The organism is Erwinia sp. MYb375, assembly GCF_037479175.1.
GTDB lineage: Bacteria > Pseudomonadota > Gammaproteobacteria > Enterobacterales > Enterobacteriaceae > Erwinia > Erwinia rhapontici.
Map to the genome: position 1 here is coordinate 1,676,062 of NZ_JBBGZS010000023.1, position 15,731 is coordinate 1,691,792.

Consider the following 15,731-nt stretch of genomic DNA (forward strand, 5'->3'; position numbering starts at 1 on the left):
GGTTACCAGCGTGGGTAAGTGGTTTCAACGTCAGCATTCTGCGCCCGGTGACGCAGCAGATGGTCCATCAGCACAATCGCCATCATCGCTTCAGCAATCGGCACTGCACGGATCCCCACACACGGGTCGTGGCGACCTTTGGTGATCATCTCGACTTCTTCACCGCTGCGGGTCAGCGTTTTGCCGGGTACGGTAATGCTTGAGGTCGGCTTCATCGCCAGATGAGCGATAAGGCTTTGACCGCTGCTGATGCCGCCCAGAATGCCGCCAGCATGGTTGCTCTGGAAGCCGTTAGCACGGATCTCATCACGGTGTTCGCTACCGCGCTGGCTGACCACGGCAAAGCCGTCGCCAATCTCAATGCCTTTTACCGCATTGATGCTCATCAGCGCATGTGCCAGGTCAGCATCCAGACGGTCAAAGACCGGCTCACCCAAACCTGCCGGGACGTTTTCCGCCATCACGGTCACTTTGGCACCAATGGAATCGCCCTCTTTCTTCAGAGCACGCATCAGTTCGTCCAGCGCGTCAATTTTATCAGGGTCCGGGCAGAAGAAGGGATTCTGTTCCACCTGGTCCCAGTCTTTCAGCTCGCAGGCCACGTCACCAATCTGCGCCAGATAACCGCGTACGATAATACCGTGTTTCATCTCAAGGTATTTTTTCGCAATGGCTCCGGCCGCAACGCGCATCGCCGTTTCACGCGCCGATGAGCGGCCACCGCCGCGATAGTCGCGAAAACCGTATTTCTGGTCGTAGGTGTAATCCGCATGACCGGGACGGTAGAGATCTTTGATCGCGCCGTAGTCCTGCGAGCGCTGATCGGTGTTTTCAATCAGCAGACCAATACTGGTTCCGGTGGTTTTGCCTTCAAACACGCCGGACAGAATTTTCACCTGGTCCGGTTCACGGCGTTGGGTGGTATAGCGCGAAGTGCCAGGGCGGCGGCGATCGAGATCGTGCTGCAAATCGGCTTCGGTCAGTGGGATGCCCGGAGGCACGCCATCCACGATACAACCGAGGGCGATGCCGTGTGATTCGCCAAACGTCGTGACCCGAAATACTTGTCCAATGGTATTACCCGCCATGCTGGCTCCTCGCTAAAATGGTGAATCAGTCTTTATAGATTTTAAAATGATGTTGTGCATCAATAATCTGTTGTTTCGTCAGCATAAACACGCCGTCGCCACCGTTATCGAATTCCAGCCAGGTGAAAGGCACATCCGGGTACTGGTCAATCATATGCACCATGCTGTTGCCCACTTCACAAATCAGCACGCCCTGCTCACTGAGGTAGTCCGGTGCGCAGGCGAGAATGCGGCGGACCAGTTTCAGTCCATCGCTGCCTGCCGCCAGACCGAGTTCCGGCTCATGGCGGTATTCGTTTGGCAGGTCGTCCATATCATCGGCATCAACATACGGCGGATTGGTGACAATCAGGTCGTACTGCGTCTTAGGCAGTTCGCGGAACAAATCGGCACGGATTGGCGTCACGTGGTGATCCAGACCGTGTGCGCCAATGTTCTGCTCGGTGACCGCCAGCGCATCGGTGGAAATATCCACGGCATCCACTTCGGCATCCGGGAAGGCATAAGCACAGGCGATGGCGATACAGCCGCTGCCGGTGCACATATCCAGAATATGCTGGGGTTCATGGCTGATGATGCCGTCAAAGTGGCTGTTAATCAGCTCACCGATCGGTGAACGCGGGACCAGCACACGCTCATCAACATAAAATTCATGGCCGCAGAACCAGGCTTTATTGGTGAGGTAAGCCACCGGAATGCGTTCGTTAATGCGGCGGATCACACGCTCAACAATGCGGTGACGCTCACTCGAGGTCAGACGCGCAGTGCGCATATCTTCGGGGATATCCAGCGGCAAATAGAGCGTCGGGAGCACCAGCTGAACAGCTTCGTCCCAGGGATTGTCGGTGCCGTGGCCATACCAGATATCAGCAGCAGAAAAGCGGCTGACCGACCAGCGCAACATATCCTGAATAGTGTGCAGTTCATTGACTGCTTCATCGACGAAAATTTTGTCCAAAGTGCCCTCCGCAGGCCGTTCTGTTAAACCCGGGCGCTAGTTTGCCACGAAGCTTGAGATAATTCAGCGCGAGGGGGTGAAAAAGCTGAGATTTGTTTCAGCCACGGGCGAGGAAAAGGTAGACTGACCCCAAATTGTGGATGAAATGACCCTTTAAAGGGGCAATCAACCCTAACTGACAGCATAGCGATCCCCTGAGATGAGTAAAAAAGAGAATCTGAATGCGGACGATCTGGCGCTGTTTCGCGGGCTGATGACCGGCACACGCAAGCTGGCCCAGGACACGATTGTCCACAAGCCACCGCGCAAAAAGATAAGCGAAGTCCCGCAGAAACGCCTGCTCTCCGAGCAGATGGATAACAGCCACTATTTTTCCGATGAGTTCCAGCCGCTGCTGGCGACGGAAGGCGCGGTACGATATGTTCGTAGCGACGTAGACCACTATGAGTTGAAAAAGCTACGACGCGGGGATTACAGCCCGGAGATTTTTCTCGACCTGCACGGATTAACCCAGAAGCAGGCGAAGGGGGAACTGGGTGCGCTGATTGCCGCCTGTCGCCGCGAACATATCTTCTGTGCCAGCGTGATGCATGGCCACGGCAAACATGTGCTTAAACAGCAGACACCGCTGTGGCTGGCCCAACACCCGCTGGTGATGGCCTTTCATCAGGCGCCGAAGTTGTTTGGCGGAGATGCCGCCCTGCTGGTATTGATTGAGATTGAAGAGTGGATGCCGCCGGAACTGATGTTGCCGTAGAACGGAGCCTGTGTTTCGCTCCGGAGGTGCCACGATGCATATCAGGATTCGGGCCGACCGGAACAAGGTCGACCCCAGGGCCTTGCATCACATCGCTTTCGCTAACTTGGCAGGGGAGACCTGCCATTCCAGCTTGCCAGCCGCATTCTCCGCATCGAAGTCAACGCAGGCAATCGCCGAGGTAGCAAACATCGGTGGCGCTTCCTGCGGGCACAACTCAGCCACCAGATAGCCCACCAGCGGCAGGTGAGAGATCACCAACGCTGATTTGACGCCTTCGTTTGCCAGAACCTGCAGGTAGCAGGCCACTAAGCCAGGATCGCCGCCCGGAGTCAGCTCCGGCAGCACATCTTCGCCTTCCGGCAAGGGCAACACTTCACGTACCTGATTCAGTGTTTGCTGCGCACGCAGATAAGGACTGACCAGTACGCGCTCAATATCCACTGACTGGCCGTTAAGCCAGGTCGCCATCTGGCGAGTCTCATCACAGCCGCAATGGGTCAAAGGTCTGACTGAATCACTTGCTGCATCTAATGCTGCATCGCCGTGACGCATAATGAAAACTTGCATATAGCACCGCTGTTGTTAAACAAAAACGCCGGGGGACAACGCCGTCCGACTCTTCATCCAGAGAATGAACGCTGTGTTGTACCCCAATGCCTTGAGTATAGTCAACCGATTGTTTACTTAGTGAGCGACGTGCAGATTAACCCGCAAACATCATTCGCTAACCCCACCAGACTATCCCACTGAATCAGTGCAACTATTCAGCTTAACTTCCGGTTTATAGAAGGTTTCCTCGGCGTCAGCCATTTTTTTCAAACGTTCACAAGGGGCAAAACGCGGCCCGTGACGCTGCATAAGCTGCTCTAAACTGTTCACCACTTCACCGATGCCTAACTGGTCCATATAGTGGAAGGGACCCCCGAGAAACGGCGGGAAGCCGATGCCAAAAACAGCACCGATATCGCCGTCACGCGCACAGGAAACCACCTCTTCATCCAGCGTACGTGCCGCCTCATTCAGCAGCATCATCACACAGCGCTGAGCGATATTCTGTGCGCTGAGATGGTGTTTTGCACTGATATTCAGTAAGCGATAAATCGCGCTGTCCGGCTGCTTTTTCCGCCCTTTCTGCGGATAAAGGTAGAAACCACGACCGTTTTTCCGTCCCTTACGATCGTCCTTCAGCACCGCGTCCAGCGCGGCCGGCAATGCAAAACGCTCGCCCCATGCCTGTTGCAGGATCGGCATAATATGCGTGCCGACATCAATCCCTACTTCGTCCAGTAACTGCACCGGCCCCACCGGGAAACCGAATTGCACCAGCGCGTGGTCAATAGACTCAATCGGCTCCCCTTCCAGCAGACAGTGCATCGCTTCAATCATATAGGGGGCAAGAATACGGTTAACGTAGAACCCGGCGCGATCGGCCACCACAATCGGTGTTTTACCCTGTTTCTTCGCCAGCGCCACCGCCGTGGCCACGGTGGCCGCCGCCGTACCGGCGTGAGGGGTCACCTCTACCAGCGGCATTTTTTCCGGCGGGCTGAAGTAATGAAGACCGATGACATTCTCTGGCCGCTGCGCACCTGAGGCAATATCCGCAATCGGCAGCGATGACGTATTAGAAGCAAACAGCGTGTCCGGCGAACAGGATGCCTCAACCTCAGCCACCATTTTTTGCTTCAGCGCCAGATCTTCAAAGACAGCCTCAATGACCATATCGCGCTGGCGGAAGCCCTGATAGTCAGTGCCACCGCTGATCAATGCCATCTGTTGCTGACGCTCTGCCACACTCAGGCGGCGGCGTTTGACCTGCTGACTCAGCACCTGCCAGCTGGTTTTCAGCGCACGGTTGATGCCGTCCGGGTTCACATCTTTAATGCGCACGGGTAGCCCGGCGCGGGTAGCGGTGATGCAGGCAATACCGCCGCCCATCAGGCCACCGCCCAGCACACCAATACGCTTCAACTCACGCGGTGCAGCCTGGGCACCCGGATCTTTTTTCAGGGCGGTGGTGGCGAAAAACAGGCTGCGTAAAGCGGCGGACTGCGGGGTCATCGCCAGTTCACCAAATGCCTGCGCCTCAGCGGCATAACCGCTACCGCTGCCCTGCTCAAGCCCACGGCGCACCACGCTGAGTATTTTGTCTGTCGCCGGGTAATTCCCGTGCGTTTTCGCCTGGGTCTGGCGTTTTGCCAGTGCGAACAGTATCGCCCTGCCCGCCGGGCCGGTTAACAGCCGTTCGCGCAGCGGTAACGGCTTTCTGGCACTGCGCGCTTTCAGTGCCAGTTTCACCGCCGTTTCCAGTAAAATACTCGGAGCCACCGCGTCATCCACCAGCCCGCATTTCAGGGCCGCACGCGCACGCAGGGTTTTACCTGTCAGGATCATATCCAGCGCGGTCGATGCGCCAATCAGACGCGGCAGCCGCTGCGTTCCCCCGGATCCCGGCAACAGCCCCAGCTGGACTTCCGGCAGCCCGAGCCGGGTTTTGTCATCCAGCGTACAAACGCGATGATGGCAGGCCAGTGCCAGCTCCAGGCCGCCCCCGAGGCAGGCACCGTGTATGGCGGCCACGACCGGCACCGGCAGCGCGGCGATCTCCGCCATCACGGTCTGCCCGGCGTGTGCCAGCGCGCTGGCCTGCTCTGCCGTGTCGCAGGCCGCGATCATGCTGATATCGGCCCCGGCGATAAAAGAGTCCGGTTTGCCAGAAATCAGCACCAGCCCGGCAAGGTGCGGATTAGACCGTGCCTGTTTGAGGACAGCGCGAATTTCCCCGGCAAAGGCCTCCTTCAGCGTGTTCATCTTCTCATCAGGCACATCGATAGTGATCACGCCGACGTTATCCAGGCGCATGCTGAGCGTAAAAGCCGTTTTCTGTTCCATTATTCCGCCTCCAGAACCATTGCGGCACCCAAACCCCCGGCGGCGCAGGCGGTGACCAGTCCCAGCCCGCCACCGCGCCGACGCAGCTCATTTAGCGTTTGCGTGATCATCCGCGCCCCGGTTGCGGCGAACGGATGACCATAAGCGATAGATCCCCCCAGCACGTTGAACTGCTCCTGATTCACCTCGCCCAATGCATGGGGACGGTTCAGCACCTCGCGGGCAAAGCGTTCATCCGCAAACATCTTCAGGTTCGCCAGCGTCTGCGCCGCAAACGCTTCATGCATATCAATCAGAGAAAGGTCGGCCAGCGTGATCCCCGCACGGTCCAGCGCCAGCGGCGAAGCATAGGAAGGCCCCAGCAGCATATCCCGACGCACATCAATGGCGGTAAACGCATAGCTGCGCAGGTAGCCGAGTGGCACCATGCCCAGCTCGCGTGCACGGGACTCGGTCATCAGGACCACCGCAGCAGCCCCGTCAGTGAGTGGCGTGCTGTTTGCTGCCGTGACCGTACCGTGTTTTCGGTCAAACGCCGGACGCAGGCGGGCATAGTCTTCCGGGCGGGATTCGCTGCGAACATTGTTATCCTGCTGAACGGGCTGCTTCCACGGGGGGGCATAAGCCGTCATCACCTCGTCATTTAACAGCCCCTGTTGCCAGGCACGCGCCGCATGAAGATGAGAGCGGTGCGCCAGTGCATCCTGCTGCTCGCGGGTAATGCCATGATCTTTCGCCATCTGCTCGGCCGTGTCGCCCATGCGTAGCCCGGTGGAATATTCCGCCACCGCCGGAGGCACCGGCAGCAAATCACGTGGACGCAGCTGGCTGAGGAGTGTGAGTTTTTGCGGTAACGTACGCGCTTTGCTGAGGTCGACCAGCACCCGCGCCAGCGTTTTACTGACGCCGATTGGCAGCACTGAGGAGGAGTCCGCACCACCGGCAATACCGGCCTGAATCGTCCCTGCCAACAGGCTCTCGGTCACATTCGCCACCGCCTGAAAGCTGGTGGCGCAGGCGCGGCTGACGCTGTAGGCATCGGTATGCACACTCAGGCCGCTGGCCAGCACAATTTCACGGGCAATATTGGGGGCTTCCGGCATCTGCACCACCTGGCCGAACACCAGCTGTTCAATGGCGTCAGCGGGGATCTCGCTGCGCGCCAGCAGTTCACTGATCACCATACGCCCCAGTTCCAGCGCCGGAATGCCGTGAAACGCGGTGGCCTGACGAACAAATGGCGTACGCAATCCGTGGGTGATCGCGATGCGGTCACCCTGACGTGTCAGCAAAGGTATAGCTTTACTCATTATTCTCACCTTTCTGCTCCCTGTTGCGTCGTGTTGCCGGTGCATGGGCGGCAAGACGCGGGATCGGGAGCATATCTTAGATAGACGGCATCATTGCCAAGAGGTCTGACCTGATCAGTGTTAACCAGATTAATGACGGGCGCTACGGCAGAAGGGAAAAAATGCGAGAACACACACGATTCTGGTGGAGGGTGGGCACCCTCCACCGCGAGATTAGCGCAGACCCAGCTGGAAAATCATCGTTTCCGCCTGGCAGCTAAAAGTAAACTCACAGTCCAGCGTGACACCAGCCGGGGTTTCGCTGAAGCGGCTTTCGATCAGGCAAGGTTCTGACTCAACGGCACGCGCTTTATCCGTCAGCGTACGCAGCATCGCTTCAGCCTGTTCACGGCGTTCAAACTCCTGGCTGTAGCTGGCGGTACAGTCCGTGTTATCCATTACTGTCCCGACATCGACACAGCAACACGCAGCGGTTTCACTGGCGTTACAGCGGTTAATAGCTTCAGTCATACATCCTCCGGCATACCACCCGGTATCTGGCGGCAGGTTAATTTAGATAAGTATAAGTCTACGCCTGCGCCTGTTATCGCTCCAGCCATCCGGGGAAAAGAGCGCGTTAAGTGATGAAAATCACACTATTATTTGATCCGAAACAAGTCACACTAAATCATCAAAAAATTGATTGTAAGTTTTTTGCAAGCCAGATCGCTTTTTCAGCATCATTTTAGAAATATTTGAAAAACAATATTGCAACATAGACACAGGTCGGACCTATACTTGGCCCACTGGTCTGATTTGTTGGTTGTCTGTCAGTCCCTAGAATCCGCGATCCCTTGTTACATTACGTAACAGAGCTTAAATAAAAATCAGATAATGAGGTTGTGGTTATGAACCATAAAAACCTGTTTGCTAAGTCTGCACTCGCAGCAGCAGTGGCGCTTGTTTCTTCAAATGCTTTATCGGCTGGCTTTCAACTGAACGAATTTTCAACCATTGGTCTTGGCCGTGCTTATTCCGGCGAAGGCGCAATGGGTGATACCGCTGCATCGGCCAGTCGTAACCCGGCTACCATGGCATTAATGGATCGCCCTGAGTTTTCTATCGGCGCGGTATTTATCGATCCCGATGTGAATATTCAGGGACAGTCCGGCGCAGGCAATAGCCTGAATGCCGATAATATTGCACCGACGCAGTGGGTACCGAATATTCACTACGTGCAGCCGCTGAACGATCAGTGGTGGATTGGCGCCTCGGCAACCAGCAACTATGGTCTGGCCACCGAGTTTAACGATGGGTATGCCGGCGGTCCTTTTGCCGGAAAAACCGATCTGATGACCATGAACCTGAACCTCAGCACCGCTTATCGTCTCAACCAGAATTTCAGCTTCGGTGTCGGTGTGAATGCCGTATACGCCCGGGCGAAGATTGAACGTAACATCGGTGAGCTGGGCGCTTTCCTGCCCGCCGCGGGTTTACCCGCTGCACCGGCTGACACCCAGATTGCTCACCTGAAAGGTGATGAATGGGGCTACGGCTGGAACGCCGGTGTTCTTTACGAAGTGGATGATAAAAACCGCTTTGGCCTCAGCTACCGTTCAGAAGTGAAAATCGACTTTGACGGTGACTACAGCAGTGATATCCCGGTAGCCTACAACCCGATCGGTGGTCAGTTTGGTCTGCCATCCGGTACGGGCGGTAACACTGTTTCAGGCTCACTGTCATTGCATCTGCCTGAAATGTGGGAATTGTCCGGATACCACAAAGTTGCACCACAGTGGGCCGTTCACTACAGCCTGGCGTATACCAGCTGGAGCCAGTTCCAGGAGCTGAGAGCGACCGGCAGCAATGGTCAGGACCTGTTCGTTAAAGACGAAAGCTTCCACGATGCCTACCGCATCGCGCTGGGTACCAGTTACTTCTACGATGATAACTGGACCTTCCGCACCGGTATTGCCTTCGATGACAGCCCGGTTCCTTCGGATAAACGTTCCATCTCTATTCCTGACCAGGACCGTTTATGGCTGAGCGCGGGTACCTCTTACGCCTTTAATAAAGATGCGTCAGTGGATGTCGGTATTTCTTATATGCACGGACAGAAAGTCACGGTCAAAGAAGGGAATGATCCTATCGCAACCGCCCAAAATGGTGGCCAGGCGACCCCTTATACCTTTACCTCCAGCGGTAAAGCCTGGCTGTACGGTGCGAGCTTTAACTATAAGTTCTGATCACTGCGTTTTATCAACGCGAATAATAAAAAACCCCACTTCCGTGGGGTTTTTTAATATTTACTGGGAATCAATATCCCCCAAATCGCCGTTAATTGCTGCGGCGTTTGGATTTTCCTGCGGTATTAATTTTCCATCGCTGGCGAGGAAATCATGATGCTGGAAATAAGCCGCACGCATAAATGCGTAAGGATCGTTAGAATTTCTCAAAATAGCATCGGAGTCGAGCAGCTGTGCACGGGTTTCAATCCCTTCCAGTGCCCATTTACCCGCAGACATCCACCAGGTCAGCCAGAGCAGCGGCGGATAAACATCATCGACCAGCCCGCCAATATCTTCACGCGGCGTAAAACCACCGTAGCCTGGGACTTCCACATAAGTGCCATATCCCACGCCGTAATGCCCCAGCGTGCTACCGAAAGCGCGGGTCTCTTCTTTCGCCAGTTTCGGGTTAGCCATTGAGGCCACATCAATCAGACCGCCCATACCCAACAGCGTATTCAGGAAGAAACGGTTGAAGTGCACCATCGCCTTATACGGGTTGCCCTCAATGAAATAGTTCACCATTGAAGAGGGTTCGTTCAGGTTACTGAAAAAGTTACCCAGCCCGTTACGTGCAGGCTGCGGCAGATAATCACGCCAGACCACCGCAACCGGACGCAGAACATACGGATCCAGCACATTGTAGTTAAAGTCGAACATAGAACGGTTGAAGCTTTCCAGAGGATCGGCATGGCCCTGCGGCTCATTCGCCGTCTCAGAAGTGGCGCATCCCACCATCAGTACGCTAGCCAGCACTAAGCCCGTCAGGCGATAGTTCATCGTTTTCTCCCTGTACTGTTTATAAAATATCGCCCGCTACTGCCGGTTAATTTCCACGGCGATCTGCTGCTGACCGGCAAAGGGCAGTACGTCAGTCAGCCCGAACCAGTCACCGGGTGAACGATAAGCGCTGCCATCGCGCGATATTCGCACGCGAACCTGCACCTGATGCTGCGAGGATAATAATCGATCCGGCATCATGGCATTGCTGTCATCCAGCGTGAGCGATAAAGGAAAATGGCTCAACGGGCTCTTTTTCACGGCTACGGGAACCTGAGAAACACCGTCAGACACAGAAATATACAACACTCCGTTCGCCGGTAACATTTTTTCTGCCTCAGGCGACAGACTGATGGTTAACGCCAGGTGGCTTTTTTCTTTGCCGGAAGCGCTGTCTGCCTGCTGGATGCTACGCTGGATCATCACCCGACGCGGGTCATTTTCGGGTAACAGTGACAGCATTTTCTGCCAGGTCGCCGCTGCCTGCACATAGTTTTGCTGGTTATACGCATTAAAGGCTAGCAGCCCCAACACGCGCATATTGGTGGGATACTGCACGGCCATGGCTTCCAGCATCATGAGCGCCTCACGATTATCCTGCGGATCGTTCGAGCGGGTCTGTACTTCAGCATAGCTCAGGCGAACATCAATGTCGGTCGGTGCCAGCTGCAAGGCATGACGAAAGGCCTGGCTGGCCATACTGGCGTTGTTAAGCACCATGCCAAGCCGGCCGAGCATCTTCCAGTTTTCAACATCACCCGGCGTGCGTTGCAACTCGCTGCGAACACCCAGCGCCAGACGTGCCAGCTGTTCCATACTCAGCGGCCGCGCCTGCGGGTCCATCACCTGTGCACGCAGTGCAGGCAGTTCATTCTTCACCTGCTGCCAGGCCAGGACCTGTTGCAGCCCTCCGGTTTTAACGTAGAAGCCGAGACTCACCAGCAGCAGGATCGCCACGCCAGGCAGCAGTACCCAACGGCTGACCTGACGGGATGATTGAGAGGGGGCCTGGGGGATATCCAGTAGCAGTGTTTCCTGCAACTCGCGCACCATCTCGGGACGTTCGGCCACCACACCCTGCCCTTCATCCTCTTCCAGCTCACGCAGGCGCTGATGATAGAAAGCCTGATTAAGCTGGTCGCGATCGGCGGTGCTATCGCCCGTGTTGCGTAAACCCGCCAGTAAAAATAGCGCGCAAGCGGCGACCAGCAGCAGCAGGATCGTTAAGAACAGTGCGCTCATGGTTGTTTCTCGTCATGGTTTAACAGGGTATCAAGCCGCCGCTGCTGTTCCGCATCCAACTCTACGTGCTCAGCACGCCTGCGGCTGCGCAGAATAATCACCAGCGTGCCGATAATCACAAACAGCGCCGGGCCGGCCCAGAGGATCAGCGTCGACGGCGTCACCGGCGGCTGGTAGGAAACAAAATTGCCATAGCGCGCCACCATATACGCTTTCACCTGCTCCGGCGTTTGCCCTGCCTGCAACAGCTGGTAAACCTTCAGCCGCATATCACCAGCAATCATGGCATTGGAGTCAGCAATACTATTATTCTGGCACTTCGGGCAGCGCAGCGAGCCCGTAAGCTGGCGATACTGCTGCTCCTGATCCACGGTGGCAAAAGAGTAGGTGTCGATATTGTCAGCCTGCACACCCGCGCTGAACAGCACCAGCGACAGCAGCATCAGATAAGCTTTCACGATCCGGCCTCCTGGCTGTATTTCTGCCACAGGGGTTTCACTTCCTCGTTCCATACGCGGTCGTTCATATCACCGGCGTGGCGATAGCGGATAATGCCGTGGCCGTCGATCAGAAACGTTTCCGGCGCACCGTACACACCCAGATCCAGCCCGAGCATTCCGTCACCGTCGTACAGGCTCAGGGCATAAGGGTTGCCGAGCGTATTGAGCCAGGTGATCGCTTTCTGACGATCGTCTTTATAGTTCATCCCCACGACGCGAACGCCTTTCGCAGCCAGCGTATTCAGATACTGATGTTCCGCCCGGCAGGTCGGGCACCAGGTGGCCCAGACATTCAGCAGGATCGGCTTGCCGTCATTCAGCACCGACTGGTCGAAGGTTTTACCCGGCTGGTCCAGCGACTCCAGTTTAAAGACGGGGACCGGCTTACCGACCAGCGCCGACTCCAGCCGCGTCGGATCATCGCCGTTGGCATTACGACTTAGCTGCCACAACAGCGCCGCCGCCAGCAGCAAAAACAGCACCAGCGGGAGATAAAGAATTTTCTTGTTCATGCCAGCTCCTTTTGCGCTTTACGGCGCGAACGGTAGCGCGGATCCAGCAGGCACAGCACCCCACCGAGCGCCATAAAGACACCACCAAACCAGATCCAGCGGACAAAAGGTTTGTAATAGAGGCGCACAGCCCAGGATTTGCCCTCCAGCTCTTCGCCCAGCGCCGCATAGAGATCGCGCGTGAAGCCGCCGTCGATGGCCGCTTCGGTCATCATGGTCCGTGCCGCACTGTAGAAACGTTTTTCCGCCTGCAAGGTCGCTTCATGTTTCCCGTTGCGGGTGACGTCAATCACACCTGTGCTACCGGAATAGTTCGGCCCGACCAGACGCACCACACCACGCAGCGTGAACTGATACCCGGCAACGCTCACGCTATCGCCCTCTTTCATCCGCACATCACGCTCCACGCTGTAGTTCTGGCTGAAGGCGATGCCGATCACCGTCACGGCAACACCCAGATGGCCGAGCACCATGCCCCAGTGACTGCGCGACAGATGACGCAGGCCAGCGAAGAAATCATGGCGATGCGTGGCGCGCTCGTGCAGTTCCATCAACGTCAGGATAATCACCCACACCGCCATCAGCAGGCCGACCACCGTCATCGCCTCAATGCGATCCTGCATCAGCCACGGCAGAACGATCGACAGCAGCAGCGTGACGACCAGCGCCAGCCCCAGACGTTTCCACAGTTTTTGTGGCTCATCACGACGCCAGCGCACCAGCGGGCCGATGCCCATCAGCAACGCCAGTGGGGCCATCAGCCAGGTAAACAGCGTATTAAAGAAGGGTTCACCGATGGAAATGGTGCCCAGCCCGAGCTGTTTATGTACCAAGGGCAGCAGCGTACCCAGCAGCACCACCAGCATCGCGGCGATCAGCAGCACATTGTTCCCCAGCAGGAAGGACTCGCGCGACCAGGCCTCATTCTGCACCCGACTGCGCACCTTACCGCCTTTGATGGCATACAGCAGCAGCGAACCGCCAATGACGATAATCAGGAACGCGAGGATAAACATGCCGCGCGCCGGATCGGAGGCAAACGAGTGGACCGATACCAGCACCCCGGAGCGCACCAGGAAGGTGCCCAGCAGACTGAGGGAGAAGGCGGTGATCGCCAGCAGTACCGTCCAGGCTTTAAAGGTGCCACGTTTTTCCGTCACGGCCAGTGAGTGGATCAGCGCGGTCCCGGCCAGCCACGGCATAAAAGAGGCATTCTCGACCGGGTCCCAGAACCACCAGCCGCCCCAGCCCAGTTCGTAATAAGCCCAGGCCGAGCCAAGCACAATCCCGATGGTGAGAAACACCCAGGCCGCCGTAGTCCAGGGGCGCGACCAGCGCGCCCAGGCGGTATCCAGCCGCCCGGCCATCAGCGAAGCAATGGCAAACGCGAAGGCAACGGAGAAACCGACATAGCCCATATACAGCAGCGGCGGATGGAAGATCAGCCCGATATCCTGCAACATCGGGTTGAGATCGCTGCCCTCTATCGGGAAGTCCGGCAATGTGCGGGTGAACGGGTTCGACGTCAGGGTGATAAACAGCAGGAACCCAAGGTTGATCATCCCCATCACCGCCAGCACCCGGGCAATGGCATCCGCCGGCATGGCGCGACTGAGCAGCGCCACCGCCAGCGTCCAGCCGCTGAGCAACAGCACCCACAGCAGCAGCGAGCCTTCGTGCGCCCCCCAGGTGGCGGCAATGCGGTAGTAAACCGGCAATAAGGTATTGGAGTTGGTCGCCACGTAGGCCACGCTGAAATCGTTCACCACAAAGGCATGAACGAGGATCAAGAAGGCCCCGGCAATACAGGTAAACAGCCCGTAAGTCAGCGGACGCGCCAGCCCCATCAGACGAGCATCCTGACGCGCGGCCCCCCATAACGGATAAACACTCAGCAGCAGCGAAAACGCCAGCGCCAGGCACAGCAGGAAACTGCCGATTTCAGGCATCATGACTGGCCTCCGCTCGCGCTGACTGCCGCCGGGGAGCGGTGATTTTTCTTCATCGCATCTTCAATTTCGGGTGGCGTATATTTTTCATCATGTTTGGCCAGCACTTCTTTGGCCTGCACGTGGGTGCCATCCTGCAACACGCCCTGCGCCACCACGCCCTGCCCTTCGCGGAACAGATCCGGCAGAATGCCCTCATAGCTGACGCTAATCACGCCCACCGCATCGTAGAGTTTAAACGAGACCTGCAAGGTGTTCGGATCGCGTTTAACGCTGCCCGGCATCACCATGCCGCCCACGCGCAGACGCTGGCCCGGCTCCGGCTTAATCTGCTGAGCGCCTTTGCCGTTGATCACTTCGCCAGGCGTGTAAAACAGGTCAATATTGGAACGCAGCGCGTACATCACCAGCGCCGTTGCCAGCCCCAGCCCGATTAATATCAACATCACCAGAATCAGGCGACTTTTACGACGGGGATTCACGATCGTTCTCCTGCCGCGGTGGCGGCTTTTTTCATTTTTGCTGCGCGAATGCGCTGCTCACGGGCATGGCGCTGACGGATGTCAGCCAGCAGACGGCGGCGTTGCCACAGCGTGTGTATCAACAGCGTAACCAGCGGGATCAGGGTGCAGCTCACGGCCAGCCAGACATAGAAGCCGTAACGGCCCATGGCAAAGAAATCATGCCAGGAAGAGAAAGCAGGTGTCATCGGTGATGCCCTCCCTTGACGGCCAGCTCCGCGACCCACGGGCGGTGGCGCTCGGTATGCAGCAGCAGGTTACGCAGGCGCATCAGCGTCAGGGTAATAAACACCAGCCACACGCCCAGGATTGACCAGTACAGCGGTGCCCGCATAGTCGGGTCAACGGCCTGTAACAGCACCCCGGACGAGCCCTGATGCAGGGTATTCCACCACTTTACGGAGTAATGAATAATCGGCAGGTTGATCACACCAACGAGGATCACAATCCCCGCGGCGCGCCCGGCCATGCGGCGGTCATCATAGGCGTGATACAGCGCAATAGCGCCCATATAAAGGAACAAAAGCACCAGTTCGGACGTCAGACGGGCATCCCACATCCACCAGGTGCCCCACATCGGCCGGCCCCAGGCGGAGCCGGTAACCAGCGTAATAAAGGTAAACACCGCACCGATTGGGGCCATGGCCATCATGGCAAGGTCAGCCGTTTTCCACTGCCACACCAGCCCGATAAAGGCGGCGCACGCCATCGCGGCATAGATGCCCATCGACCACATGGCCATCGGTACGTGGATATAGATGATGCGGAAACCGTCACCCTGCTCAGACGCGGGCGGAGCATAACCGAACCCCCATGCCCAGCCCAGCAGCAGCGCAGCCACGCCCGGGATCGCAAACCACGGCACCAGGCGTCCGCATAATCGGTACAACCGATCGGGCTTGCCCAGTTGATGTATCCATTTCCACATGATGTTTTTGCTCACAATTAAAGA

Annotated in this window: 16 protein-coding genes; 2 read left to right on the forward strand and 14 right to left on the reverse strand. The window is 57.0% G+C overall.

Translation table 11 applies throughout. The features are described from left to right. Positions 1–2: 2 nt before the first annotated feature. Together aroC and prmB are read right to left on the reverse strand one after the other, a co-directional pair. Entirely contained in the window at positions 3–1,088 is a 1,086-nt protein-coding gene (aroC, locus tag WH279_RS20480; RefSeq protein WP_200642891.1) for a chorismate synthase, read from the reverse strand. 25 nt (positions 1,089–1,113) lie between these two features. After that, a complete protein-coding gene (gene prmB, locus WH279_RS20485) occupies positions 1,114–2,046 on the reverse strand; it encodes a 50S ribosomal protein L3 N(5)-glutamine methyltransferase (RefSeq protein ID WP_133841315.1) in 933 nt (310 codons plus the stop codon). A 199-nt stretch (positions 2,047–2,245) separates the two neighbouring features. Between prmB and smrB the strand changes: the two genes are divergently transcribed. Beyond that, positions 2,246–2,803 (forward strand): endonuclease SmrB, encoded by a 558-nt coding sequence (gene smrB / locus WH279_RS20490; RefSeq protein WP_339458279.1) that lies wholly within the window; start codon positions 2,246–2,248, stop codon positions 2,801–2,803. 87 nt (positions 2,804–2,890) lie between these two features. Here smrB and sixA read toward each other — a convergent pair whose 3' ends face one another. From sixA to WH279_RS20510, 4 genes are all read right to left on the reverse strand, one after another. After that, a complete protein-coding gene (gene sixA, locus WH279_RS20495; protein WP_133841313.1) occupies positions 2,891–3,373 on the reverse strand; it encodes a phosphohistidine phosphatase SixA in 483 nt (160 codons plus the stop codon). A 171-nt stretch (positions 3,374–3,544) separates the two neighbouring features. Beyond that, on the reverse strand, positions 3,545–5,698 hold the full coding sequence (gene fadJ / locus WH279_RS20500) for a fatty acid oxidation complex subunit alpha FadJ (protein WP_339458280.1): 2,154 nt from the start codon (positions 5,696–5,698) through the stop codon (positions 3,545–3,547). Then, entirely contained in the window at positions 5,698–7,008 is a 1,311-nt protein-coding gene (gene fadI, locus WH279_RS20505; protein ID WP_339458281.1) for an acetyl-CoA C-acyltransferase FadI, read from the reverse strand. Before fadI ends, fadJ begins: the two co-directional genes overlap by 1 nt. Positions 7,009–7,221: 213 nt before the next feature. Beyond that, positions 7,222–7,518 (reverse strand): YfcZ/YiiS family protein, encoded by a 297-nt coding sequence (locus WH279_RS20510; RefSeq protein ID WP_133841310.1) that lies wholly within the window; start codon positions 7,516–7,518, stop codon positions 7,222–7,224. Between the two features lie 377 nt (positions 7,519–7,895). Between WH279_RS20510 and fadL the strand changes: the two genes are divergently transcribed. After that, positions 7,896–9,233, forward strand: a complete 1,338-nt coding sequence (gene fadL / locus WH279_RS20515; protein WP_339458284.1) for a long-chain fatty acid transporter FadL — start codon at positions 7,896–7,898, stop codon at positions 9,231–9,233. A gap of 60 nt (positions 9,234–9,293) precedes the next feature. Here fadL and mlaA read toward each other — a convergent pair whose 3' ends face one another. From mlaA to WH279_RS20555, 8 genes are read right to left on the reverse strand one after another with little or no spacing between them, the layout of a single operon-like run. After that, positions 9,294–10,055 carry a phospholipid-binding lipoprotein MlaA gene (mlaA, locus tag WH279_RS20520; protein WP_200642885.1) on the reverse strand — a complete coding sequence of 254 codons (762 nt, stop codon included), beginning with the start codon at positions 10,053–10,055 and terminating at the stop codon, positions 9,294–9,296. Positions 10,056–10,091: 36 nt separating this feature from the next. After that, positions 10,092–11,297 carry a c-type cytochrome biogenesis protein CcmI gene (gene ccmI / locus WH279_RS20525; RefSeq protein WP_339458286.1) on the reverse strand — a complete coding sequence of 402 codons (1,206 nt, stop codon included), beginning with the start codon at positions 11,295–11,297 and terminating at the stop codon, positions 10,092–10,094. Continuing rightward, a complete protein-coding gene (locus WH279_RS20530; protein ID WP_339458288.1) occupies positions 11,294–11,755 on the reverse strand; it encodes a cytochrome c-type biogenesis protein in 462 nt (153 codons plus the stop codon). Before WH279_RS20530 ends, ccmI begins: the two co-directional genes overlap by 4 nt. Next, entirely contained in the window at positions 11,752–12,309 is a 558-nt protein-coding gene (locus WH279_RS20535) for a DsbE family thiol:disulfide interchange protein (protein WP_200642883.1), read from the reverse strand. Before WH279_RS20535 ends, WH279_RS20530 begins: the two co-directional genes overlap by 4 nt. Continuing rightward, the gene (locus tag WH279_RS20540; protein WP_339458290.1) at positions 12,306–14,261 is read right to left on the reverse strand and encodes a heme lyase CcmF/NrfE family subunit; all 1,956 of its coding nucleotides are present in this window, start codon (positions 14,259–14,261) and stop codon (positions 12,306–12,308) included. Before WH279_RS20540 ends, WH279_RS20535 begins: the two co-directional genes overlap by 4 nt. Beyond that, entirely contained in the window at positions 14,258–14,740 is a 483-nt protein-coding gene (ccmE, locus tag WH279_RS20545; RefSeq protein WP_339458292.1) for a cytochrome c maturation protein CcmE, read from the reverse strand. Before ccmE ends, WH279_RS20540 begins: the two co-directional genes overlap by 4 nt. Continuing rightward, positions 14,737–14,967: a heme exporter protein CcmD gene (gene ccmD / locus WH279_RS20550; protein ID WP_159336247.1), complete on the reverse strand. Its 231-nt coding sequence runs from the start codon at positions 14,965–14,967 to the stop codon at positions 14,737–14,739. The genes ccmE and ccmD overlap by 4 nt, the downstream gene beginning before the upstream one ends. Further along, entirely contained in the window at positions 14,964–15,707 is a 744-nt protein-coding gene (locus WH279_RS20555) for a heme ABC transporter permease (protein WP_133842107.1), read from the reverse strand. The genes ccmD and WH279_RS20555 overlap by 4 nt, the downstream gene beginning before the upstream one ends. Positions 15,708–15,731 lie beyond the last annotated feature (24 nt).

Excerpts from the sequence above, each read along its gene's own strand:
- aroC (WP_200642891.1), bottom strand. The coding sequence starts at position 1,088 with ATGGCGGGTAATACCATTGGACAAGTATTTCGGGTCACGACGTTTGGC.
- smrB (WP_339458279.1), top strand. The coding sequence starts at position 2,246 with ATGAGTAAAAAAGAGAATCTGAATGCGGACGATCTGGCGCTGTTTCGC.
- sixA (WP_133841313.1), bottom strand. The coding sequence starts at position 3,373 with ATGCAAGTTTTCATTATGCGTCACGGCGATGCAGCATTAGATGCAGCA.
- fadJ (WP_339458280.1), bottom strand. The coding sequence starts at position 5,698 with ATGGAACAGAAAACGGCTTTTACGCTCAGCATGCGCCTGGATAACGTC.
- fadI (WP_339458281.1), bottom strand. The coding sequence starts at position 7,008 with ATGAGTAAAGCTATACCTTTGCTGACACGTCAGGGTGACCGCATCGCG.
- WH279_RS20510 (WP_133841310.1), bottom strand. The coding sequence starts at position 7,518 with ATGACTGAAGCTATTAACCGCTGTAACGCCAGTGAAACCGCTGCGTGT.
- fadL (WP_339458284.1), top strand. The coding sequence starts at position 7,896 with ATGAACCATAAAAACCTGTTTGCTAAGTCTGCACTCGCAGCAGCAGTG.
- mlaA (WP_200642885.1), bottom strand. The coding sequence starts at position 10,055 with ATGAACTATCGCCTGACGGGCTTAGTGCTGGCTAGCGTACTGATGGTG.
- ccmI (WP_339458286.1), bottom strand. The coding sequence starts at position 11,297 with ATGAGCGCACTGTTCTTAACGATCCTGCTGCTGCTGGTCGCCGCTTGC.
- WH279_RS20535 (WP_200642883.1), bottom strand. The coding sequence starts at position 12,309 with ATGAACAAGAAAATTCTTTATCTCCCGCTGGTGCTGTTTTTGCTGCTG.
- WH279_RS20540 (WP_339458290.1), bottom strand. The coding sequence starts at position 14,261 with ATGATGCCTGAAATCGGCAGTTTCCTGCTGTGCCTGGCGCTGGCGTTT.
- ccmD (WP_159336247.1), bottom strand. The coding sequence starts at position 14,967 with ATGACACCTGCTTTCTCTTCCTGGCATGATTTCTTTGCCATGGGCCGT.
- WH279_RS20555 (WP_133842107.1), bottom strand. The coding sequence starts at position 15,707 with ATGTGGAAATGGATACATCAACTGGGCAAGCCCGATCGGTTGTACCGA.